Raw genomic sequence first — 22,663 nt, 5'->3', positions numbered from 1 at the left:
GTGGAGTACCCGGCGGACGCGGCCCCGAAGCGTCCATGCCGGTTTACCGTGCGATCGGCGGAACCGGATTCCGCACTTGGAGTAGTTTGGCCGCATGCAGAACGTCTTGCCCGCGCCGGAGAAGACCGGGCTGAACATCTCGGCGTTGCACTGGGCGGGTTTCCTCGGAATCGCCGTGCTGGTGCTGGTCACGTCCGGGATCGGCCTCCCCTCGGTGCTGGTGGTGGCGCTGGGCGTCGCCGGGATGGCCACCCTCGTACTCTCCTGGCTCGGTATCGGACGGCTCGCCGCAGGGCTGCCCGAGCGGCGGCTGTACTGGATCGCGGTGTCGTGGTGCGCGCCGCTGCTGGTCGCGCGCCCGCTGTTCAGCGGCGACATCAACAGCTATCTGGCACAGGGCCTGATCGCGGCCAAGGGATTCGACACCTATCTCGTGGGGCCCGCCGAGGCGCTCGGCGCCGATTCGCCGGTGACGATGGCGGTCAGCCACTACTGGCGGGACACGCCCGCACCCTACGGTCCCGCGTTCGTCGCGCTGGCCCGCACGATCGCCCACGTCGCCGGGGACGCCTTCGTGCCGACGGTGCTGCTGCACCGGCTGCTCGGGCTGATCGGAATCGTGCTGATGGCGTGGGCGCTCCCCCGGCTCGCCCGCCGTGTCGGGGTCTCGCCGTCGATCGCGCTGTGGCTGGCGCTGCTCAACCCGCTCGTGCTGTGGCACGTCGTGGCGGGTGTCCACAACGACGGGCTCATGGTCGGCCTGATGGTCGCCGGGCTGGAACTCGTCCTCATGGGCGCGGCGAAGACCGGCGTGGCCCGGCCCGCACTGATCGCGGCCGGGGTGATCGCGGTGAGCGCCGCCGCGAACATCAAGATCGTGGCCGTCGCCGGCTTGCTGTTCGTCGGCGTCGATCTGTTCCGCCGGGCCACTCCCGCCGGCCGGGCGGCGGTGGCGCTCGGGCTGCCCGCCGGATTCGCCGCCGTCACGGTGGCGATCTCACTCGGCAGCGGGCTCGGCTTCGGCTGGGTGCGCGTGCTGTCCGGGGTTTCCGGCCAGGTCCACAGCTGGATGGCCCCCACCAACGAACTCGGCTTCCTCGTCGGCGGGCTGGGCAAGATCTTCGGGGCCGACCTGACCGACGGCGCGATCAAGGTGTTCTCCCTGATCGGCGCGATCCTCGGGCTCGCCGTGGGCGCCAGGCTGTTGTGGCTCACCTACCGTGAGAAGCTGCACCCGCTCTACGCCGCGGGGCTGACCTTCGCCGCGATGCTGGTCCTCGGGCCGGTCGTCCAGCCCTGGTATCTCTTGTGGACGGTCGCCCTGCTGGCCGTGAGCCTGACGACCGACCGCGGCCGCCGGCTCCTCGCCGTCGTCAGCGCGGTGTTCGGTGTTCTGCTCCCACCCGCGAACGGCGGCGCCGTGTCCTTGGCCCTCGGTTACTTGATCGCCGTCGTGCTCGTCGGCGGCACTTTGGTCGCACTCAAGCGAAAGGACCTCTTGCCGGAGATCAGGCTCCGCAAGAGCCGGACGTAAAGGCTCCATCGCGCGGGCTTCGCGACCGTGCCGGTGAGTTCACGTTCGGCACGGTCGAGACAGTCTTCCAGCAGCGCGTCGTGCATCGGCCGCCACAGCAGCGGATAGGTGAACCAAGCCGGGTGCCGAAGCCGCAGCACCATGAGGTGCGCGAGTTCGGTCTCCCCCGTTTCCGTCGCACGCAGGGTGAATTCGTGGAACCCGTCGAAGCCGCGGGGCGCGCTGAACCTGAACCGCACGGACCTTCCGGGATCGTAGGACTCCACGTGGTACCGCACCGGTCCGTGCCCGCCGTCGGCCCCCACCCCGAGTGGCCGGTCGAACCGCAACGGCGGCCACGTGTCGACGGGCCAGAGCCTGTCTCCGTCCGTGGACAGAGTGTCGATCAGCGCGCCGGCACGCTCCTGTGCCACGTCGACGATCCGGTGATGCCTGTTCCACACGCGCATCGCGCCTCCCAGTTCTAGAGACCTTCCCCTAAAACCATAGTAGAGGATAGTCTCTGAAAATGGGACGGCCACCGCGGCACACCGCCGACGACTTCCTCGACGCCGCCGTGCGGATCTTCGCCACCGAAGGGGTCGCCGGGGTGACCATGTCGGCCGTCGCCCGCGAGGTCGGCGCGCCGAGCGGGTCGATCTACCACCGCTTCCCCGGACGACCGGCGCTGCTCGCCGCCGTCTGGCTCCGCACGGTGAGCCGCTTCCAGCAGGGCTACCTCGAAGCACTCGAACGGGAACCGGTCACCGAAGCCGCCATCGAGGCGGCCGCACAGGTCGTCCACTGGTGCCGAGCCCATCCCGCCGAGGGGAAGCTGCTCTACGGTGGCGACAGAGCGCTCGGCGTCGACGACTGGAGCGCCGAAGATCGCGCTCGCGTCGACGACGCCAACCGCCGCCTCGATGCGGCGATCACCAGGGTCCTGCGGCGGCTGCGCCCGTTGACCGGCCGGAGCACCGACGAACTGATGCTGGCCCTCGTCGACCTTCCCTACGCGGCGGTGAGGCGGCACCTCGACCGCGGCGAGGCGCCACCGCCGCGCACCGTCGACCTGGTCGCCAGGACGACCCGCACGTTGCTGACGGGCTGAACTCAGGGCCGGGCCGGGAGCACGAGGGAGAACTCCTCTTCGTCGATCAGGTCGAGCAACAGCCGGGCGACCCGGCCGGGCGGCCGCTCTCCCCTGGTGGCGATGGTCAGCGGCCAGGCGAGCCCCGGTTCGTCGAGCGGGATCGTCCGGACCCCTGCCAGCAGGCGAAGATCGGGAACGACGGCGACACCGAGCCCCGCCGCCACATAGGCGGGCACGGCGCGCAGGTCGGCGACCTCGACGACGACCCGTCTCGGCGTCCCGAGCGCCTCGAACGCGCGATCCAGGGCGACCCGGTTGCCGAAGCCGCGCGGATTGTCCACGAACGACTCGTCCGCGAGGTCCGCCAAGGTCAGCGACCGCCGGTCGCACAACGGGTGAGCGTCGGGAAGCACGACGACGAACGGCGCCGAGCCGAGCATTTTGGTGTCGAGCCCGGCGAGGTCGGATTCGGGCAGGCCGAGCAGGGCGATGTCGAGCCTGCCATGGCGCAGGTCCTCGGCCAGCCCGGTGGACCCGGTGATCGACACCGAAACGTGCAGGTCGACCAGCGGGTAACGCCGATGGAACGCGCCGAGCAGATCGGGCAGGTCGAGGTCCCCGACGCTGGTCAAAGTGCCGATACGGAGGCTGCCGCGCAGGCCGGCGGAGGCGTCGGCGACCACCTCGCGTGCCCTTTCGACCGCCTCCAGCGCGGCCTTGGCCTCGGGAAGGAACACCTTGCCCGCCGGAGAGAGCGCGACCCGCCGTGTCGAACGGTCGAACAGTTTGACGCCCAGTTCGCTTTCGAGCGCCTGAATCGTCGCTGAGACGGTGGACTGCACCGCGTACAGGCGCCGGGCCGCGCGCGTGAAACTGAGTTCCTCGGCGACGGCGACGAAACATTCGAGCTGACGGGTCTCCACGGTCGCGGATTATCGCATTCACCGATAACTGTGACCAGTATTGTTCGTTGGACTTGGATGATCCGGCGATTCACAGTGAAGGCATGCTGAACAGCGTCGCCCTCCCCCGTCCCGCGCTCCGGCGGATCAACCACGGCCGCGGTTTCTGGGTCATCGCGGCCGCCTATGCCGCCTCACTCGCCTTCTCCACCGTTCCCACCCCGCTCTACGTGCTCTACCAGCAACGTGACGGCTTCCCGACCTACGTCGTCACCATCGTCTTCGCCGCCTACGCGGTCGGCGTGATGGGCAGCCTCTACCTCGCCGGCCATGTCAGCGACTGGCTGGGACGGCGGCGGATGATCCTCGCCGCGACCTTGACCCAGGCGCTTTCCGCGACGCTTTTCCTGGCGTGGCCGGACGTTCCCGGCCTGATCCTGGCCAGGCTCATCGGCGGGGCGGGGATCGGCGCGCTGACCGCGACCGCCACCGCGCACCTGTCCGAACTGCGCGCTGTCGCCCGCCCGCGCGAGGACCACGGCCGCGCTGGGCTGATCGCGACCGTGGTCAACATGGGCGGGCTGGCGCTCGGGCCGTTGTTCGGCGGCGTGTTCGCGAGCTATTCGGCCGAGCCGCTCACCACGCCGTTCGTGTTCTTCCTGGTTCTGTTGCTCGCCGCCGCCATCGCCGTCGCGCTGGTGCCGGAGACGGTGGAGCGCGCCGAAGAGCGACCTGCGTACCGGCCGCAGCGCGTCTCACTGCCGTCGAGCGCGCGACCTGCCTTCTTCGGCGCGGCGATCGGCGCCTTCGCAGCCTTCGCGATCACCGGGTTGTTCATGGCACTGACGCCGACGTTGCTGGCGCAGGGCATGCACGAGAGTTCGCGGATGCTCGCTGGTCTCGCGTCGTTCTCCGTATTCCTCGCGGCCGCCGGCGCGCAGGTGGTCTTCGCCGGACTGGCCAGGAACACCCAGCTACGGCTCGGCCTCGGGCTGATGGTGGCCGGTCTGGTGGCGTTGCCGGTCGCGGTCACCTCGTCCCAGCTGTGGCTCTTCCTCGCGGGCGGGTTCGTGGCGGGCGCCGGCGTCGGGCTGGGCTTCCGCGCGTCGGTGGCCACCGTCGCCGCCCTCGCCGAGCCACCGGTGCGCGGCGAGGTTCTCGCGGCCCTGTTCCTGGCCGCCTACGCCGGGCTGGTCCTGCCCGTCCTTCTCGTCGGAATCGCGCTGGTCTGGCTGCCGAGTGCATGGGCGCTGATCGGATTCTCGGTGCTGGAGCTGGGTTTGCTCGCCTGGTCGGCGCCCAAGGTGCTGACCTGACCGTCCACAGTGGCTCGTCCGGGTGGTGACCCTCGTCAAACCCGCGGGCGCTCCGCGCGGCGGTGTGCCATCCTGGTCGCGGAACCTCGTGATCGAGGTCCCCGGACGAGTGGGTGCCGTACCCGGCCAGCGACAAGACGGCACTCTGGGAGCGCGTCATGTCGTGGCTTGTCCTGATCGTTTCGGGTGTGCTGGAAGCCGTGTGGGCCACCGCCCTCGGCAAATCCGAAGGGTTGTCGCGGCCGGTACCGTCGGTGATCTTCGGCGTGACGCTGGTCGCCAGCATGGTGGGTCTCGCGTACGCGATGAAGGATCTCCCCGTCGGCACCGCCTACGCGGTCTGGGTCGGGATCGGGGCTTCGCTCACCGTCGCGTACGGCATGTGGTCGGGCGCGGAAACCGTTTCAGTGGCCCGGATCCTGCTGATCGTGGGGATCGTGGCCTGTGTGGTGGGCCTGAAAGTCCTGCACTGACCCGGTCGTGAGTGGCGATTCGGGTTCTATTGAGGGGTGAGGCAAACGTGTCGGGTGCGGTGGGCGGTCCGCTCATGGCCGCCTTCGATCGTGTCGCGAAAGCCACTTTCGGGAAGGCCCCCTTCCCTACCCTCAGGGTAGGCAAGGAGGCCTTCACCACCACCTGGGTCGATCACTTCAGCTGACGGCGCGAAAGTAGCTTCGCAACACGCCACAGTTGCCTTTCCCCTCAATAACCCGAATCGTTACTCACGACCACCTCAGCGCAAAGAGGGACCGCCCCCGACGCACGGACGACGTCGGGGGCGGTCGGTCCGGGCGCACCCCTGCGTGTGGCCCGGACGGCTAGGCGGTCAGGCGCGCGCCCAAAGCGCTGGGACGTTCGGCGGCTCCCAACCGGCCTGTGCTGTGTGGCCCTGCAGGGCCCGATACGTGGCACCGCCGTAGGTCACCGTCGCGCCGATGGCGTAGGTGGTGCCCGCCGCCCAGGTTCCGCCGGGCGGGTTGTTCGACGTCGTGGTGGTCGGCGTCGTGCTGGAGGGCGGGTTCGAACCCGAGGTCACCAGGCGCAGGTTGTAGACGCTCAGGATCTCCGAGATCGGCTGGAAGTAGAACGTGCCGCCCGAGCTGCAGTTGCCGGAGCCGCCGGAGGTGACGCCCTGTGCCTGGTCGCCGGCGAGCCACGAACCCCCGGAGTCGCCCGGCTCGGCGCAGGCGTTGGTCCGGGTGAGGCCGGAAACGGTGCCCTGCGGGTAGTTCACCGACGCGTTCTTCTGCTGGATGGTGCCGCAGTGCCAGCCCGTCGTGGAACCGGAACGGCAGACCGACGCGCCGATCGCGGCCTCCTGCGAACCCGCCACCGGCACGGTGCCCGGGTAGCGGTTCACCAGCGGACGCGGGGTGTTGCCCGCGTCCACGCGGACCCACCCGTAATCGTTCCCGGGAAAGCTGGAGCCCGCGACGCTCCCGCTCGGGTTCGAGGTCCGCGTCCCCGTGGTGCCGCAGTGTCCCGCGGTCACGAAGCCACCCTCGACCGAGAAGCCGATCGAGCACCGGCCCGAGCCGAAGGTGTAGGCGTTGCCGCCGATGACGTCGATCAGCGGAACCGGGCTTTCGGTACTGGTCTCGACCCGCACCGCGTCGGCACCCACGCCGGCCGCGGTCGCCCACGATTTCGCGGCCGACTCGCCACCGGCGTTGGCCAGCACCACGATCGAGTTCGTGGTGGCGTCGACGTACCAGCCGGGCACGGTCTTCGGAGCGCTGGTTCCCTTGGCGTCCAACGACGACTTCGCCGCGTCGAGCTGTGCGGCACTCCGCGCGACCGTCTTCGGTGTCGCGCCGGCCGCACGGACGACACCTTCCAGCGCCGCGTCGGTGACCGCGACGGTCAGCGTGGTCCCGGCCGCGTCCAGCCAGGATCCGGCGTAGGACGTGCCGAGCCGGGACTTGAGGTCGCTGTCGGCGCGGGCTGCCTTCTGCTCGCCGGCGAGGCGGGTCCTTGCCTGCTCCGGGCTGATCTTCAGGTCGCGCGCCAAGGCGGCGACGATTTCCGACTGGACCTGGTCGGCGGCAGGCCCGTTCTGGCCGGCGCTGGCGCTCGGCGTCAGCGCGATAGCCGTGACCAGGCCCGCGCCGGTCAGGGCCGCCGCGGCGGCCGCTACGATCTTTCGGTTCATTTCAGGCGTTTCCTCACCGCGTTCCGGAAGAAGATCTCGTCCAGACCGTACGAGGCACCTGCTACGAATGGTACATACCATTTAGGTCATATCCACCCAGTGGACTGGACCTTTCAACCGCTTCCGCGCAGGTCAGCGCATCCCGGCGTCCGTGTAGTCCACGCCGTACCCCGGGTTCAACTCCAGGTACTTCGAGTAGGTCGGCCGCCGGTCGATCAGTTCGCCGTACACCGCGCGGGACAGGGCGATCATCTCCGCGGCGAAGGGACCCATCTCCCCCCGCTCCGACCAGCCGACGAGATTCCGCCAGCTCAGCGGATTCCCCGCGATCGGGACCGCGACGATGCCCGGGATCTCGTGGAACAGCGGCTGACACAGCACAACCGCGTGCCCCGATTCGACCATCTCGATGCAGGTCAGCACATCGGTTTCGTACAACGAACGCGGCGTGAACCCCGATCTCGCGCACGCGGAGGCGAAACAGTCGCCGAAGCATCCGTCACCCGGCGTCGCGCACCACCGTTCGTCCGCGAGCGCGCCGAGTTCCACCTCGGGCCGCTGCGCGCGCTCGTCCCGCGCCGACATCAGCACGAACACCGGATGATGCGCGAGCGTCCGCCAGCGGAGACCGGGCTCCGGCGGCGGGGCCGCGTCACCGCAGACGCCGACGAAGGCGAAGTCCAGCGCGCCCTCGGCGGTCATGTCCGCGAGTTTGTTGGCCGACCACGATGTATGCGTGGCGACATGGATGTCGGGATGGGTGGTGCCGAGGCGCTGCAGGAGCGCCCCCAGCATCGGCCCCGTCGCCGAGCCGAGCCGCAGGGTCACCGGCTCCCCGGTGCCGGCGTGCTGGGCGAGCCGCGCCGCCTCGTCGTGCAGCGACGACACGGCGGGGAGCACCATCTTCGCCCTGTCGAGGACGAGGAGGCCGAGCGCGGTCGGCCGGGTGCCCGTGTGGTCGCGCAGGAACAGCTTTCCGCCGAGGGTCCGTTCGATGCGCTTCAGTTGTGCTGTCAGTGCAGGCTGCGCCATTCCGAGCGTGTTCGCCGCCTTGGTGATACTCCCGAGTTCGGCGATCGCGCACATGATGCGCAGGTGGCGCAGTTCCAGCTCCATCCCTCTACGTTAGTAGACATAACTGGACTGGACCAGACAAACGAATGAGCCAAATGGCTTCGTATCGCTTGGTTCGGCGATGCCATCGATGTCAGGAATCCAGGACACGCCAGGGCTCCGGCCGATACTGTCACCACGGAACCGACGACGAGGGGGTTCAGTGGCGGAGCGTGGACGGATCCGGCGATCGCTGGCGCGCGTGATCACCGACGACAACCTGGATCTGTACGTACTGGGCACCGTCGCACTGGCGTTCACCGTCCTGGGCGCGACCGGGATCTCGGACGTCAAAACGCTTTCGTCCGTGGTGACGGCGCTGCTGGCACTGCTCGCCTTCTCCCAGATCCGCTCGCGAAGGCTGACCGAACAGGTCCGGAACTCCAACCGAGGCGGCCCGGCGTCGTTCTTCGAACCGGAGTTCCCCGCGGATCTCATCTCCCGGCGTGCGGCGGCGTTCGACATCCTGCTCATCGGCCATTCGATGACCAGGACCGTGCAGGGAATGCGCGGCGACATCCGGTCGATCCTCGAATCGGGCGGACGAATCCGGGTGCTGGTGCTGGATCCGACCGACGAAGAGCTCGTAGCCATCGCCGATCGCCGGATCTCCCAGAGCTTCGGGCAGGGGCGGCTGCGGCAGCGGATCCTGGCGACCCTGGACGAGCTGACCTCCTTGAAGAGCAGGACCGGCGGCAGGCTGGAGATCCGGGTGTCGTCGCGGATGTCCTCCGCAGGTTTCAACTGTCTCGACGTCTCCGGCAAACGGGGACTGATCTGCGTACAGCACTACGAATACCGGCCGAGCGGTGAAGCCGCGCCGGTGTTCACAGTGGAACCGAAGGACGCGCCCTGGTACCGGCACTTCGCCGACGAGGCGGAACGGCTGTGGGGGGACGGCACGCCCTGGCCGCTGTCCCCCGCGGACCAGGTCGCGCGGGCGCGCCGCCCGGTGTTCAGCGAGGACTTCGGCCCCGCACTCGCCGAGGCGATCGACGGCACGAGCGAGCTCCTGGTCACCGGGATGGCCCGCAACACCCTGGTGAACAACAGTTACGGCAAACTCGAAGAACGGTTGCGGGCCGGCGCCAAGATCCGGTTCGTGCTGATCGACCCGCATTCACCCGCGATCGGCACCGCGGCCTCCCGCTACTACGCCGTGCGGTCTCCGGAAAGCGCGCGGGAGCGGGTCCTCCACACGCTGCGGGTGCTGGCCGAGCTGAAACGCTCGACCGGCGGCGACCTCACGGTCCGGCTCGTCGCGCACCCCGTCGCCACGGGAGTCATCGTCACCGGCTCGGCACTGTTCGCCGAGTACTACACCTACCAGGCCGCGGGTGAGCCGAAGTTCGTGCTGCAGCCCGCGGACGGCGCGGCGTACCGGACCTTCCTCGGCGAGGCGGAGGCGTTGTGGAACAGCGCCGCACCGTACGACCTGACCGTGGGCGACGTGGAGACGGCAGGCAGCTGAGCCGCGCCCAGAGGAGGGTTCGTGCGCATCCACGCCAGACGTCGTTCCATCAGCTTCAGCGGCCGGACGATCACGGTCAAGGCCGCGGTCAAGGGGCTCAACTACAAGAAGCACACGTTCGCCGTCGAGAAGATCAGCGGTATCAAGAACATCCCGCCGACGGCGTCCAAGCCGGGAATGCCCATCTTCGACGTGAATGGGGCGTCCAAGACGATCGTCGAAGACGTGCCCATGTACGCCGACAAGGCGTGTCGCGAAAGCCACTTTCGGGACACCTTTGCCGTACGTGAAGGCGCCGTTGACCCTGACCGTCCTAGCCGGTCACGTCCTCTTCGACTTGCGATTCAGGAACGCCGAGGCCCCGAAACCGTGCGCGGCGACGCTCAGCAGCACGGTCACCGCCATGACGCTCAACGCGACGTCCGCCGCGTCCCCGTCGAGTGAGTTGAAGGCGAGCAGGCCGAACACGATCGACGCCGCGCCGCGCGGGGCCAGCAGGCCGATGGTCATCCGGTCCCGCCACCGGAAGTCCGTCCGCAGCAAGGTGAGCAGCACCGGGATCAGCCGCGCGACGGTCAGCGCGACGACACTGACGAGCACGATGCCCCACGTGAGGCCGAAGGACAGCACCAGCACCGCGGTACTGCCGAAGACGAACCACATGAGCAGCCCGCACAGCGAACTGACGTCCTCGGCGAGCCCGACTTCGTCTTCGCCGGGGTGCCGCGCGGTCTTGTAGGCGATCCCGCAGATGAACGCGGCGACGAAGCCGTTGCCGCCGATCGCGACGGCGGCGGTGTAGGTCAGCAGCGGCAGGGCGACGGCCGCGACCCGCGCGGAATGCCGGGTCGACCAGCCGTGCTTGGCCGTCACGTTCATCGCCACCGCGGCCACCGCACCGATGACGGAGCCCGCCAGCACGGCCAGCAACGCCGCCGGGATCGCGGTCTGCAGCGCCTCGCCCGGCGTGTCCGCCTGGTGGTGGCTCCCCGCGAGGGTGAGCGCGAAGATGAACACCGGGGCGACGACGCCGTCGTTGTAGCCGCTCTCGACGTTCAGCAGATGCCGCACGCGTTCGGGCACCCGGACGTCGTGCACCACGGACGTCGCCGGGGCGAAATCCGTCGGGGCGACGATGCAGGCGATCAGCAGGACCGCCGCCCAGCCGAGGCCCGGCAGCGCCAGCAGGCCGACACCCATGACGATCAGGATCGTCAGCGGCAGCGCGATCAGCAGCAGCCGCACCGCGGTCTTGGCGTCGTGGCCGAGATAGCCGCCCTTGACCGCGGTGGCGTCCACGAACAGCAGCAGCGCGAGGATCAGTTCCGCCGCGTTGAGCGCGATCTCGGTGTTGAGCCCGTTGCCGAGATCGTTGCGGGTGCTGAACCCGATCGCCAGCCCGGCCGCCACCATCGCCATCGGCGCGGTGATCTGCCACCGTTCCAGCCTGGCCGCCGTCATCGTCCAAGCCAGCACGACGACCGCGCCGACGAGCACGCTCTGGATCATCTCCCGCCCCTCGTTCCCGGTGGACTCCCCTGCCACCGGGAACGAGCTTAGAGGCCGGACCGAGTGCGGCGGTCCACAAAGGAACGTCGATCACACCACCGCGCCGTTGTCGTCCCGCTGTCGTGCGGGCGACGCCTTCCGGACGGGACGTCCGGCCCCTGGCCACCGCTTGTCGAGCAGGATCGCGACGGGACCGGCAGTGGCCACTGTGGACACTGTGCCGGCGACGAGACCGAGCAGGAGCGCGAGGGCGAAGTCGGCCAGCGACCCGTCCCCGAGGAACAGCAGCGCCCCGAGGACGAACAGCACCCCGATCCCGGTGTTGATCGTCCGCGGCAGCGTCTGCAGAACCGCCGTGCCGACGACCCGCGAGAACGGCTCCTTGCGGCGTTGCCCCCGTACCTCCCGCACCCGGTCGAAGACCACCACCGAGTCGTTGACCGAATAGCCGATCACCGTCAGCAGCGCGGCGAGGAAGACACCGTCCATGGACTTGCCCAGCCAGGCGAAGATCCCGAGGATGATCAGGACGTCCTGCGCGAGCGCGGCCACCGTGGCCACGCCGAGCCGCCAGTCGAACCGCACCGCCAGGTAGATCAGCTGCGCCAGCACCGCGAGGCCGAGCGCGATCACCGCCTTGGTGCGCAGTTCGGCGCCGAGGCTCGGGCCGATCTGCTCGTCGCGGATCTCGGTGGCGTCGCCCGCGACCCCGGCGACGGCGGCCCGGATCCGTTCGGTGGCGTCCTCGTCGATCGGCTCGGTGCGGACGGAGATGTCCTTCGCCCCGGACGTCTGCACGACGGCGCGGGGGAATCCGGCGTCGGAGACCGCGTCCCGGACCCGCTCGACGTCGGCTGGCGCCGAGGTGCTGTATTCGATGACCCTGCCACCGGTGAACTCGACGCCGAGGTTCGGTCCCGCCACGAACAGTCCCGCGATCGCGGCGATGACGACCGCACCCGCGACCATCAGCCAGCGCCGGGGCTTCCCGAGGAACCCGGGATCGCGGCGGTTCACCCACCGCCGGACCCGGCCCTCGTGGGTGAGGCCGGACAGCCGTGGTTTGCGCGCGACCACGCCCCGCATCGTGAGGTGCAGCAGCAAACGCGTGAGCACGAGCGAGATGAACAACGCCACGACGACACCGATGGACAGCGTCACCCCGAATCCGCGTACCGGCCCGGACGCCAGCCAGAACAGCAGTCCCGCGGCGAGCAGGGTGGTCACGTTCGAATCGACGATCGCCGACAAAGCCCCGCTGAACCCGCGGCTGACCGACCGCGGCAGGGAACCTCCGTGTTTGACGGAGTGTTCTTCTCTCGCCCTTTCGAAGACGAGCACGGTCGCGTCGACGGCCATGCCGATCGCCAGGACGAACCCGGCGAGACCCGGCAAGGTCAGTGTCGCGCCGACGGCGAGCAGCGCGGCGTAGGACACGGCGGCGTACGCCACCAGCGCGCCCACGGCGATCAGCCCGGCCAGGCGATACACCGCGAGGAGGAACAGCGCGGTCAGCGCCAGGCCGATCACGGCGGCACGGGCACTGGCGTCGATGGCGGCCGCGCCGAGCGTGGGCCCGACGGTCCGCTGCTCGATGATCTCGACCGGTGTCGGCAGCGCGCCCGCGTTGATCAGCAGCGCCAGATCCTTGGCTTCGGCGGGTGAGAACCGCCCGGTGATCTGCGTGCTCCCGCCGACGATCCCGACCCCGCAGGCGACCTGCGGGCTCACCTGCGGCGACGAGATCACCTTGTCGTCGAGCGCGATCGCCACCCGGCGGGCGGGATCGCCGGGTGGCGAGCAGGCGGCCTGGCCGGTCAGCCGCTCCCAGGCACGGCCGGCGTCCCCTTTGAAGTCGACCGAAACGAGCCATCCGCCGCCGCCCTGCGAATCGATCGACGAGAGTGCCTCGTCGACGCCTTCACCGGTCAGCGCGGCGGGTCCCAGCGTGATCGGCTGCCCGCTCTCGTCGTTGAGGACCTTGGAATCGCCAGGGGCGGCGCCGGCGGCGAGCACGGGATGGAAGGACAGTTGCGCGGTGCGGCCGATCACCTCGACGGCCTCGCGCGGATCCCGCACGCCGGGCAGTTCGACGATGATCCGGTTGTCGCCGGAGCGGGCCAGCATCGGCTCGGCGACACCCAGTGCGTCGACCCGGCGGCGCAGCACCTCGAGCGTCCGGTCGGTGGTCTGGGCGTCGGCGGTGACGGTGGGCGAATCCTTGGTCTCCAGCACGATCTGCGTGCCACCACGCAGATCGAGCCCCAGGCGCGGGGCGGTGGTCAGCAACAGGTACACGGTCGCGGCGAGGACGACCAGCGAGACGACTGCTCGCCCGGTCATGCCTCGCCGCGCGGTTTCGCGCGGCACGAAGTTCTCTCCTCGAACGTTTCCCGGTTCGGGCACGCGCGGACCGCGCGCCCGTCAGCTTCAGACGGCTGCCGGGAAAGGAGGAGCTCGATCCCCCAGCGCGAGGCGGTTCGCCGCGCGCGAGGGCGGGGTGACGTCTTCGTGGAGTTCGCTCAGGCGGAGCAGCGTCGTGGACGCCGGCCCGTGCGGGACGGTGCCGAAGAGAGGCAGGTCACCGTGACCGTGCACTCCCAGCAGGGCGGGTTCGGCGGCGAGCCTGCCCGCGGCGCGCACCGGCGCGACGGCCTTGGAGACCGAGGAGCCGACCGTCGCGTCCGCCCCGCGCGGCTCGTCCGCCGAAGCGGAACCGCCCGTGTGGAGCGCGAGGAAGAGACCGAGCGCGGTCAGCACGGCGGCGAGCAGCGCCGGCACGGCCTGCCTGGCCGTCCGGTACCTCCCGCTCTCCACCGTCATCGACACACTCCCGGGTCTCGCCGACACCCTACTGGGATCCGGCCTGCCGCCACAGGCGCGCGATCCCGGCGCGGACGCGGTCCTCCCCCAGCTCCGGCAGCAACGCGGTCAGATGCTCGGCCGCGAGCGGGGCCAGCAGGGCGTGCGCGGCGTGCTCGGGGTCGGGCGTGCCGTCGAGCAGGAGCGCGACATGCCGGTGCCAGAACCGGTAGGCCCCGATGCGGTAGCGCGCCCCCGGCACGGCGGTCTCCGACATCCGCACCAGCGGCAGGTGTTCGAGCACGTAGTCGACGTAGGCCTCGGCGAAGGCGACGAGCCGTTCGACCGGCGGCGCGCCGGGTCCCAGCGGGGGCGGGCCGTGCAGGATTCCCTCCTGGAGCAGGCGTTCCCGCGCGTCCAGCAGGGCGACGGCCAGCCCCGCCTTGTCACCGAAGCGGCGGAAGAGCGTGCCCTTGCCCACCCCGGCGGCCGCCGCCACCTGATCCATCGACACCGCTTCGACGCCGTGCTCGGCGAACAAGGCCGCCGCCGCGTCCAGGATCGCGGCCCGGTTGCGGGCGGCGTCGGCGCGCTCCTTGGGCGGCGGCGTGCGCAGGAGTTCCAGCGAGGTTGCAGAAGCGGACTGCGGTCCGTTATGGTCGCGAGGCACATCCGGACTATAGTCCGATTAACTGGAGGTAGCGACATGACCGCACTCATCACCCGTGACGAATTGAAGGCCGCGATCGACGCGAAGACCGTGACAGTGGTCGACGCACTGGGTGGCGAGTACTACGCCAAGCAGCATCTGCCCGGCGCCGTTCCCCTGGTCCTCGCCGACGTCGACGCGCACGCCGCGACCGTGCTGCCCGATCGCGGCGCCGCCATCGTCACCTACTGCTCGAACCCCGGCTGCCCGAACAGCGGCCAGGTCGCCGACCGGCTCACCGCCCTCGGCTACACAGACGTCCGCAAGTACCGGGAGGGCATCGAGGACTGGGCCGGCGCGGGCCTGCCCCTCGAGTCTCAGTCCTGAGAAAGGACACGCTTCCGCAGGATCGGGACCCCGCCGCCGTCGAGTTCGGCGAGGTGGGCCGCCCGTCCGGTCATGGCCATGATCAGCGCCAAGGTCGGGCCTGAGACGAGCGGACCGGTCCCGGTGGCGAAGGGACCATCGGTGGCTTCCAGCCGCAGCCCGCCGATGCGTCCCTTCGCCATCACCACCAGGTCCGAACCCCGGTAGTACTCGGCCAGCGCGGTGAGGACGTCGATCGGGTGATCGCGGCGGATGCCGAGCGGACGCCGGATGTCCTCGCCGTGCACGATCGTCTCGCCGAGCATGGCCCTCTTCGGCAAGGGCGGTTTCGTCGTGCTGGTGACGACGCCGCGGAACCGCTCCAGTGTCTCGGCGCCGTCGTCTCCCATCTGCTCGGCCAGCCGCATGGCGACCTGCTTGTCGAAATCCCACCGGCAGCGGATCACGCCCGCCATCCACCGCAGCGGGGTGAGGCTCGCGGCCGAAGTGACATGCGCGAGCACTTCACGCACCGTCAGCCCCGCGCACAGCGACGGTGTTCTCCACTGCTCCTCGGTGAGCTCCGCCAGGTCGTTCGCCAGCGCCGCCCGCTCGGCGTGGATCAGCGGCCAGATCTCGGTCTTCGTTCCTGAATCCGTCATCCGGAGTCCCTCCAGTCGTCGTTGTCCGGAGGTGAGACTCCCGCCGCGGCGCGGAATCATCGGTCTTCGCTATTTTTGGTGACGAATTCTTCCGTTGACGAGAAGGGGACCGATGATCCAGCGCTGGAATCCGGAGACCGTGGCGGCGCCGATCGGCCCGTACAGCCATCTCGTCCGCGTTCCCGCCGATCACGAACTCGTCGTCGTGTCCGGCCAGATCGGCGTCGGGCCCGACGGCGAACTCGCCGGGCCCGACGCCGAGTCCCAGACCCGGGCGTTGCTCGGCAACCTCGAACGGCTTCTCGAAGCCGCGGGCGCCGGACCGGAACATCTGGTCAAGGTGTTCAGCATGCTTTCCGGCACCGAGCACCTCGCCGGGTTCCGCACCGCGATGCGGGAGACCTTCACCCGCTGGTATCCGGAAGCGGACTGGCCCGCCCAGTCGCTGATCGTGGTCGCGGCACTGGCCCGACCGGAACTGGTCGTCGAGGTGGAAGCGCTGATCGCGGTTCCGCGCGCCGTTTAGGACGGTGGCTCGGTCCGGGCGGGTCGTGATCGAAGCCGGAACTCGCGTGATCGAAGCCGGAACTCGCGTGCTCAGCGGCGGAACACTCGAGTGCGGCATCCAGGCACGCGAGTTCCGTGCCTGAGCACGCGAGTCACGCCGTTGCGCACACCACGCCTGTACTCCCAGACCGAATCGCCCGTTCCTAGGACTCCCGGCGCCTCCGTCCGGCGAGGAGCAGCAGCGCGCCGATGGCCAGCATGCCCAGCGCCAGCACCGTCATCGTCTTCACCGGTGAGCCGGTCACGGCCAGCCCGGGCGGACGCGGGGTCGTCGGCGGCTGAGGGTTCGGTTTGCCCGGCGGCTGCGGCGTCGGCGGCACCCGGGTGTCGGTGCCGCAGTCGGGGTTCGCCGAACCCGGCGGGCAGTTGCCGCCCGGGGTGTCCGATGTGACGACGTTGCGGAGGCGGTGGTCACCGGTCGCCGGCTTCCGCACGGTGACGGCGTAGGTGACGGTGGCCTTCTCCCCCGGCTTGAGCTCGCCCTTCCACGTGAGCTTCGGCGCGGAATAGGTGACCGCTCCCGTACTGGCCTTCGCCGTGCCGTCGAACGTGGCGTCGTCCAGCACCTGGGTCAGATCGTCGGTGAACGTCGCGTCGTCCACTGTGGCCTGCCCGGTGTTCTCCACCGTGACGGTGTAGGTCACGACCTCGCCCGGTTTCGCCTCCGCCTTGTCGACGGTCTTCTTGATCTTCAGGCTGGACAGCGGTGTCGTCGTGCCGCACTTCGGATCCTTGCTGCCCGGCGGGCAGTTGCCACCCGGAGTGTCGGTGGTGATGACGTTGGTCAGCTTGCCGTCGCCGTCGGTCTTGGTCACCTTGACGCTGTACGTGACCGTCGCCGTCTGCCCGATCTCCAGATCGCCGGTCCAGGTCAGCTTCGGTTCCTCGTAGGTCACCGAACCGATCGTCGCCGCACCGTCCTTCTGGAACACCGCGTCGTCGAGGACCTCGGTGAGGTCGTCGGTGAACGTCGCACCGGTCAGCTTCGTCTTGCCGGTGTTGCGCACGGTCACCGTGTACTTCACGACGTCGCCCGGGTTCGCCGTGGCCTTGTCCGCCTTCTTCTCCAGCGAGATGCCGGGCACCGGGGTGACGGTCGAGCACGCCGGGTCGTCGGACTGCGGTGGGCAGGTGCCCGGGGTGTTGGTGCTGACGGTGTTCCGCAGTTCGTGGTCGCCGGTCACGGGGTTCTTCACCTTCACCGAATACTTCAGCGTCGTCGAAGCACCCACCGGGAGATCGCCTGCCCACACCAGGTTCGGCGCGGTGAACGCGAACGTCCCGGCGACCGGGGCCGCCGCGGCGTCGTCGGCGTAGTCGGCGTCGTCGAGCACCTCGGACAGGTCGTCCGTGACCCGTGCGGCGTCCTCGCCGACCAGGTCGACCTTGCCGGTGTTGGTGACGACGACGGTGTACGTGACGACGTCACCCGGATTCGCGGTCTGCTTGTCCGACGTCTTCTTGACCGTCAGTTCGCGGGACGGCACGTCCGCGACGCAGTTCGGGTCGGTCGAATCCGGCGGGCAGTTGTTACCCGGCGTGTCCGAAGTGACCACATTGGACAGTTTCTTGTCGCCGGGGTTCGGGTTCTTGATCTTGACCGTGTAGGTGACGGTCGAGGTCTGCCCGATCTCCAGCGAGCCGGTCCACGTCAGCTTCGGCGCCGCGTACGTGACGCCGCCGATGGTCGCCGCACCGTCGTTCTGGTAGTCGGCGTCGTCCAGGACTTCGGTCATGTCGTCGGTGAAGGTGGCCGCGTCCTGCTTGGTCTGCCCGGTGTTGGTGACGGTGATCGTGTACTTCACCGTGTCGCCGGGGTCGACCGACTTCTTGTCGGCGGTCTTCTTGATGAGCAGTCCGGAGATCGGGGTGGTCGTGCCACAATCCGGATCGGTCGAGCCCGGCGGGCAGTTCCCGCCCGGGGTCTCGGACGTGACGGCGTTGACGAGCTTCTTGTCGCCGTCGCCCGGATTCTTCACCTGGACCGTGTAGGTGACGGTCGAGGTCTGCCCGATCTCCAGGTCGCCGATCCACGTCAACTTCGGCGCCGCATACGACACACCACCGACCGTCGCCGCTCCATCGTTCCGGTAAACGGCGTCGTCGAGCACCTGGGTCAGGTCGTCGGTGAACGTCGCGCCGGTCAGCTTCGTCTGACCGGTGTTGGTGACCGTGACCGTGTACTTCACGACGTCGCCGGGGTTCGCCGACTGCTTGTCGACCGTTTTCTTGATCTCCACGCCCGAAACCGGGGTTTCCGTGCCGCAGTCCGGATCCGTGGAGCCCGGCGGGCAGTTCCCGCCCGGCGTCTCCGACGTCACCACGTTCTTGAGCCGGTTGTCGCCGGTGTTCGGGTTCTTGACCTTGACCGTGTACGTGACCGTGGCCGTCTCGCCGACGCCGAGGTCACCCGTCCAGGTCAGCTTCGGTGCCGCGTACGACACTCCACCGATCGTCACGGCACCGTCGTTCTGGTAGTCCGCGTCGTCGAGCACCTGGGTCAGGTCGTCGGTGAACGTCGCGCCGGTCAGTTTCGTCTGACCGGTGTTGGTGACCGTGACCGTGTACTTCACGACGTCGCCGGGGTTCGCCGACTGCTTGTCGACCGTCTTCTCGATCAGCAGCCCTGACACCGGAGTCGTGGTACCGCACTTCGGGTCGGTCGAACCCGGCGGACAGTTCCCGCCCGGTGTCTCCGACGTGACCGTGTTGATGAGTTTCTTGTCGCCCGGGACGGGATTCTTGACCTTCACCGTGTACGTCACCACAGACGTGGCACCGACTTCGAGATCGCCGGTCCACGTCAGCTTCGGCGCCGCATAGGTGACACCACCGATCGTCGCGGCACCGTCGTTCTGGTAGTCCGCGTCATCGAGCACCTGCGTGAGGTCATCGGTGAAGGTCGCACCGCTCAGCTTCGTCTGCCCGGTGTTCTTTACCGTCACCGTGTACTTCACGACATCGCCCGGATTCACCGACTGCTTGTCCACGGTCTTCTCGATCAGCAGACCCGACACCGGAGTCGTGGTCCCACACTTCGGATCCGTCGAACCCGGCGGACAGTTCCCGCCTGGAGTTTCCGACGACACCGCGTTCCTGAGCACGTTGTCGCCGGGGTTGGGATTCTTGACCTTCACCGTGTACGTCACCACAGACGTGGCACCGACTTCGAGATCGCCGGTCCACGTCAGGTTCGGCGCCGCATAGGTGACACCACCGATCGTCGCCGCGCCATCGTTCTGGTAGACCGCGTCGTCCAGCACCTGCGTGAGGTCATCGGTGAAGGTCGCACCGGCCAGCTTCGTCTGCCCAGTGTTCTTGACCGTCACCGTGTACTTCACGACGTCACCGGGATTCGCCGACTGCTTGTCGACCGACTTCTCGATCAGCAGCCCTGACACCGGAGTCGTGGTACCGCACTTCGGATCAGTCGAACCCGGCGGGCAATTTCCGCCTGGCGTCTCCGACGTGACCACATTGGACAGTTTCTTGTCGCCGGGGTTCGGGTTCTTGACCTTCACCGTATACGTCACCACAGACGTGGCACCGACTTCCAGGTCACCGGTCCACGTCAGGTTCGGCGCCGCATAGGTGACACCACCGATCGTCGCGGCACCGTCGTTCTGGTAGTCCGCGTCATCGAGCACCTGCGTGAGGTCATCGGTGAACGTCGCACCGGAGATCTTCGTCTGCCCCGTGTTCCGCACGGTCACCGTGTACTTCACGACATCGCCCGGATTCGCCGACTGCTTGTCCACCGACTTCTCGATCAACAGCCCGGACACCGGAGTCGTGGTCCCACACTTAGGATCCGTCGAACCCGGCGGACAGTTACCACCTGGCGTCTCCGACGACACCGCGTTCTTGAGCACGTTGTTGCCCGTGTTCGGACTCTTGACCTTCACCGTGTACGTGACCGTCGACGTCGCACCGACTTCCAAGTCACCGGTCCACGTCAGCTTCGGCGCCGCGTACGACACACCACCGATCGTCGCCGCACCATCGTTCTGGTAGTCCGCGTCATCCAGCACCTGCGTGAGATCGTCCGTGAACGTCGCACCGCTCAGCTTCGTCTGGCCCGTATTCCGCACCGTGACCGTGTACTTCACGACATCGCCCGGATTCGCCGACTGCTTGTCGGCCGACTTCTCGATCAACAGCCCGGAAACCGGCGTCGTGGTCCCGCACTTCGGATCGGTCGAACCCGGCGGGCAATTTCCACCAGGAGTCTCCGACGTCACCACGTTCGTCAGCCGATTGTCGCCGGTGTTCGGGCTCTTGACCTTCACCGTGTAGGTGAACTCGGCGCTCTGCCCCGCCGCGAGAGTACCGGTCCAGGTCAGCCTCGGCTCCGCATAGGACACCGAACCTGGCGACGCGGTGGCGTCGTTCTGGTAGACCGCGTCGTCCAGCACCCCGGTCAGATCATCCACGACCTTGAGATCCGCCGCGGTCACCTTTCCGGTGTTGGCGACGGTGACCTTGTAGCGCACGACGTCGCCGGGGTTCGCGGATTCCTTGTCCGCGGTCTTCGTCACCGTGTACGACGGCGGCGGCACCTTGGTCTTCGCGCACGCGGCCGCGGGATCGTCCGGGCAGCGGTTGTCCGGCGGGACGACCGGCGGCGGCCCGATCGGAACGGTCGCGCGGTTCACCAGCTCCTTGCCGATGGCGGCCTCTTCGACCTTCACACGCACGGTCAACGTGGCCGTCTCTCCGACGGCGAGGCCGTTCACGGCCCACTCGATCGGCCCGGTACCGGACGCGGTGCCCTTCGACGGCGTGGAGGACACGTAGGTCGTCCCCGGCGGCAAGGTGTCGCGCACCGTGAACGCGGGCACGGGGATCACCCCGGTGTTCCGCACGGCCACCTGATAGGTCAGGGTGTCACCCGGGATCGCTTCGGCGAGGTCGACCGTCTTCGTCAGCTGGTATCCCGGTGAGGCGACCGTGTTCCGCACCGTGTTCGACGTACGCTCCTGCGGCCGTCCGGTGTCTTCGCCGCGGAAGGTCAGCTTGCCGGTGTTGTCGAGTTTGGTGCCGTCCGGCACCGAGGCACCGACCTTGACCTTGAAGGCGACCTTCTGCGACTGCCCCGGCCTCAGGTTCGGCAGGGTGCAGGTGACCAGCTGCCCGGACGCCGAGCAGTCCGGATTCGACCCGGCCACGAACGTGACGCCGTCGGGCAGGGTGTCGGTGAGCACCACGTTCGTCGCGGTGTCGAGATCGGTGACACTGCCGTCGGCGTGCCGGTTGGCGACGTCGAAGGTGTACGTGACCTCGCTGCCCTTGGTGACGTAACCCGGCGGATCGTCGTCGGTGTTGCCGACCGGGTCGTTGGCCTTGGTGATCTGGAGGTCGGGTTCGAGCGCGTCGGTGACGAGCCAGATCGTCTGCGGGTAGAGCGCGTCGCCGACGGTGCCGATCTTCACCTGGAGCGCGGTAGTCCCCGCGGGGACCTTGCCGGTGATGTCGATGCTGCGGGCGTCGTAGCCGACGTTGTTCACCGGGTTGGGCTCGCGTGAAGTGACGTTCGTACCCGAACCGGTGGCCGTGACCCGGTCGATGCGGCTACTGAAGGCGTTGTTGGCCGCCACGCCGCCCGGCGCGGGCATCGCGATGGTCTGCAGGCTGGACGCGTCCGGGCCGACCTGGAGGTAGTCGCCGGTGATGGGCGCGTCCCCGTCACCCGCGACGATGCCGAGTTCGACATTGGGCTGACGCGAGGTCGGCGCCTTGATACCGCTCAGCGCGATGGTGGCCGAGCTCGGGGTGCTCCCGCCCGCGACCACCTGCATACCGTCCCAGACCTGTAGATACCGCAACGGCTCGCTGGGCAGTTCGTAGGCCACCACCAGCGACCAGCCACCCCAGCAGCCGAGATTCGTCCGGCTGACCGACTGGCCCTGGCAGGCCTGGATGTCAGCGACCGTGTACTGCCCGGTCCCGGCGGCCGTCACGAGGTTCGTGACGTCGGCGGCGCCGCCGTAGGCGTACAGGGTCGGGGAGCCGCCCGTCGTGGTCGCGGGGAACCAGTCGTAGGTTTCAGCGGTGATCCGCTGGTAGGTGCTGGAGCCCGGGGTCTTCACGGAGACCTGGTTGCCCCGGGCCCCGTCGCCGGAGGTCCCGCTGCTGGCGACCGGATTGAACTGCCAGTACAGCCGGGCGTTGAGCACCTTCGCGCCGGCCGGGACGTTCAGGCTCGCCGCGGAGGCGGTGTTGCCGGGAGCGGCCGGGTCGGTCTTGATCCACGACACCGCGCTCGCGTTGCTCGCGGACTCGTTGCAGACCACGCCGACGCCGCACTGCACGACGGAGTTGGCGGCCATCGTGATACCGCCGTGCGCCAGCCCGGAGTACACCGGCTCCGGCCCGATCGGCCGTTCGGTGCCCGCTCCGCGTGGCTGGGTCTGGGCGTTCGCGGGCAGCGGGGCGCCCATCAGCAAGGCCACGACGGCCACCGTGAGCACCGCTATGCCCCGGCGCCACCGATTCCGCCCACGACGTTCCGCCATGCCGCCTCCGCCTCACCCCTCGCTCCCGTCGAC

At 69.0% G+C, this 22,663-nt stretch carries 17 protein-coding genes and 1 riboswitch; of the genes, 7 read left to right on the top strand and 10 right to left on the bottom strand.

Annotated features, from left to right (window positions below):
- Positions 1–94 precede the first annotated feature (94 nt).
- Entirely contained in the window at positions 95–1,534 is a 1,440-nt protein-coding gene (mptB, locus tag AC069H_RS09920; protein WP_478231995.1) for a polyprenol phosphomannose-dependent alpha 1,6 mannosyltransferase MptB, read from the top strand.
- On the opposite strand, the gene AC069H_RS09915 is transcribed toward mptB, so the two are convergent.
- The gene (locus tag AC069H_RS09915) at positions 1,438–1,983 is read right to left on the bottom strand and encodes an SRPBCC family protein (protein WP_478231994.1); all 546 of its coding nucleotides are present in this window, start codon (positions 1,981–1,983) and stop codon (positions 1,438–1,440) included. The two genes, mptB and AC069H_RS09915, sit on opposite strands and share 97 nt — an antisense overlap.
- A gap of 59 nt (positions 1,984–2,042) precedes the next feature.
- Here AC069H_RS09915 and AC069H_RS09910 point away from each other — a divergent pair, with 59 nt between their 5' ends.
- Positions 2,043–2,624, top strand: a complete 582-nt coding sequence (locus AC069H_RS09910; protein WP_478224739.1) for a TetR/AcrR family transcriptional regulator — start codon at positions 2,043–2,045, stop codon at positions 2,622–2,624.
- Positions 2,625–2,626: 2 nt separating this feature from the next.
- Here AC069H_RS09910 and AC069H_RS09905 read toward each other — a convergent pair whose 3' ends face one another.
- Positions 2,627–3,529, bottom strand: a complete 903-nt coding sequence (locus AC069H_RS09905; protein ID WP_478224740.1) for a LysR family transcriptional regulator — start codon at positions 3,527–3,529, stop codon at positions 2,627–2,629.
- Positions 3,530–3,612: 83 nt separating this feature from the next.
- Between AC069H_RS09905 and AC069H_RS09900 the strand changes: the two genes are divergently transcribed.
- Both AC069H_RS09900 and AC069H_RS09895 read left to right on the top strand, forming a co-directional pair.
- Complete coding sequence (locus AC069H_RS09900) at positions 3,613–4,824, top strand: MFS transporter (protein WP_478231993.1); 1,212 nt, start codon at positions 3,613–3,615, stop codon at positions 4,822–4,824.
- Between the two features lie 78 nt (positions 4,825–4,902).
- A riboswitch (guanidine-III (ykkC-III) riboswitch) is annotated at positions 4,903–4,971 on the top strand.
- An 11-nt stretch (positions 4,972–4,982) separates the two neighbouring features.
- Positions 4,983–5,297 (top strand): DMT family transporter, encoded by a 315-nt coding sequence (locus tag AC069H_RS09895; protein WP_063277207.1) that lies wholly within the window; start codon positions 4,983–4,985, stop codon positions 5,295–5,297.
- A 353-nt stretch (positions 5,298–5,650) separates the two neighbouring features.
- Here AC069H_RS09895 and AC069H_RS09890 read toward each other — a convergent pair whose 3' ends face one another.
- Together AC069H_RS09890 and AC069H_RS09885 are read right to left on the bottom strand one after the other, a co-directional pair.
- Positions 5,651–6,976: an alpha-lytic protease prodomain-containing protein gene (locus tag AC069H_RS09890; RefSeq protein ID WP_478231992.1), complete on the bottom strand. Its 1,326-nt coding sequence runs from the start codon at positions 6,974–6,976 to the stop codon at positions 5,651–5,653.
- Positions 6,977–7,108: 132 nt separating this feature from the next.
- On the bottom strand, positions 7,109–8,092 hold the full coding sequence (locus tag AC069H_RS09885; RefSeq protein WP_478231991.1) for a LysR family transcriptional regulator: 984 nt from the start codon (positions 8,090–8,092) through the stop codon (positions 7,109–7,111).
- 160 nt (positions 8,093–8,252) lie between these two features.
- On the opposite strand from AC069H_RS09885, the gene AC069H_RS09880 reads away from it, so the two are divergent.
- On the top strand, positions 8,253–9,560 hold the full coding sequence (locus AC069H_RS09880) for a hypothetical protein (RefSeq protein WP_478231990.1): 1,308 nt from the start codon (positions 8,253–8,255) through the stop codon (positions 9,558–9,560).
- Positions 9,561–9,881: 321 nt separating this feature from the next.
- On the opposite strand, the gene AC069H_RS09875 is transcribed toward AC069H_RS09880, so the two are convergent.
- The 4 genes from AC069H_RS09875 to AC069H_RS09860 are packed head-to-tail and all read right to left on the bottom strand — an operon-like array spanning position 9,882 to position 14,496.
- Entirely contained in the window at positions 9,882–11,105 is a 1,224-nt protein-coding gene (locus AC069H_RS09875) for a cation:proton antiporter (protein WP_478231989.1), read from the bottom strand.
- A 54-nt stretch (positions 11,106–11,159) separates the two neighbouring features.
- The gene (gene secD / locus AC069H_RS09870) at positions 11,160–13,439 is read right to left on the bottom strand and encodes a protein translocase subunit SecD (protein WP_478231988.1); all 2,280 of its coding nucleotides are present in this window, start codon (positions 13,437–13,439) and stop codon (positions 11,160–11,162) included.
- A gap of 60 nt (positions 13,440–13,499) precedes the next feature.
- Positions 13,500–13,892: a hypothetical protein gene (locus tag AC069H_RS09865; protein WP_478224747.1), complete on the bottom strand. Its 393-nt coding sequence runs from the start codon at positions 13,890–13,892 to the stop codon at positions 13,500–13,502.
- A 28-nt stretch (positions 13,893–13,920) separates the two neighbouring features.
- Positions 13,921–14,496, bottom strand: coding sequence for a TetR/AcrR family transcriptional regulator (locus AC069H_RS09860; RefSeq protein WP_478232272.1), 576 nt, complete (start codon positions 14,494–14,496; stop codon positions 13,921–13,923).
- Between the two features lie 81 nt (positions 14,497–14,577).
- Between AC069H_RS09860 and AC069H_RS09855 the strand changes: the two genes are divergently transcribed.
- Positions 14,578–14,907, top strand: a complete 330-nt coding sequence (locus tag AC069H_RS09855) for a rhodanese-like domain-containing protein (RefSeq protein WP_465536937.1) — start codon at positions 14,578–14,580, stop codon at positions 14,905–14,907.
- Here the strand turns inward: AC069H_RS09855 and AC069H_RS09850 are convergent.
- Positions 14,898–15,548, bottom strand: coding sequence for a maleylpyruvate isomerase family mycothiol-dependent enzyme (locus AC069H_RS09850; protein WP_478231987.1), 651 nt, complete (start codon positions 15,546–15,548; stop codon positions 14,898–14,900). The two genes, AC069H_RS09855 and AC069H_RS09850, sit on opposite strands and share 10 nt — an antisense overlap.
- Before the next feature lie 112 nt (positions 15,549–15,660).
- On the opposite strand from AC069H_RS09850, the gene AC069H_RS09845 reads away from it, so the two are divergent.
- Complete coding sequence (locus AC069H_RS09845) at positions 15,661–16,074, top strand: RidA family protein (RefSeq protein ID WP_478231986.1); 414 nt, start codon at positions 15,661–15,663, stop codon at positions 16,072–16,074.
- 184 nt (positions 16,075–16,258) lie between these two features.
- Here AC069H_RS09845 and AC069H_RS09840 read toward each other — a convergent pair whose 3' ends face one another.
- A complete protein-coding gene (locus AC069H_RS09840) occupies positions 16,259–22,630 on the bottom strand; it encodes a DUF7927 domain-containing protein (RefSeq protein ID WP_478231985.1) in 6,372 nt (2,123 codons plus the stop codon).
- Positions 22,631–22,663: the final 33 nt, after the last annotated feature.

Source organism: Amycolatopsis sp. NPDC043887, from assembly GCF_056435665.1.
This window is presented reverse-complemented; position numbering and strand designations above follow the sequence as displayed.

Bases quoted from the DNA above. Each gene is read 5' to 3' on its own strand.
- mptB (WP_478231995.1), top strand. From the start codon at position 95: ATGCAGAACGTCTTGCCCGCGCCGGAGAAGACCGGGCTGAACATCTCG.
- AC069H_RS09915 (WP_478231994.1), bottom strand. From the start codon at position 1,983: ATGCGCGTGTGGAACAGGCATCACCGGATCGTCGACGTGGCACAGGAG.
- AC069H_RS09910 (WP_478224739.1), top strand. From the start codon at position 2,043: ATGGGACGGCCACCGCGGCACACCGCCGACGACTTCCTCGACGCCGCC.
- AC069H_RS09900 (WP_478231993.1), top strand. From the start codon at position 3,613: ATGCTGAACAGCGTCGCCCTCCCCCGTCCCGCGCTCCGGCGGATCAAC.
- AC069H_RS09895 (WP_063277207.1), top strand. From the start codon at position 4,983: ATGTCGTGGCTTGTCCTGATCGTTTCGGGTGTGCTGGAAGCCGTGTGG.
- AC069H_RS09890 (WP_478231992.1), bottom strand. From the start codon at position 6,976: ATGAACCGAAAGATCGTAGCGGCCGCCGCGGCGGCCCTGACCGGCGCG.
- AC069H_RS09885 (WP_478231991.1), bottom strand. From the start codon at position 8,092: ATGGAGCTGGAACTGCGCCACCTGCGCATCATGTGCGCGATCGCCGAA.
- AC069H_RS09865 (WP_478224747.1), bottom strand. From the start codon at position 13,892: ATGACGGTGGAGAGCGGGAGGTACCGGACGGCCAGGCAGGCCGTGCCG.
- AC069H_RS09855 (WP_465536937.1), top strand. From the start codon at position 14,578: ATGACCGCACTCATCACCCGTGACGAATTGAAGGCCGCGATCGACGCG.
- AC069H_RS09850 (WP_478231987.1), bottom strand. From the start codon at position 15,548: ATGACGGATTCAGGAACGAAGACCGAGATCTGGCCGCTGATCCACGCC.
- AC069H_RS09845 (WP_478231986.1), top strand. From the start codon at position 15,661: ATGATCCAGCGCTGGAATCCGGAGACCGTGGCGGCGCCGATCGGCCCG.
- AC069H_RS09840 (WP_478231985.1), bottom strand. From the start codon at position 22,630: ATGGCGGAACGTCGTGGGCGGAATCGGTGGCGCCGGGGCATAGCGGTG.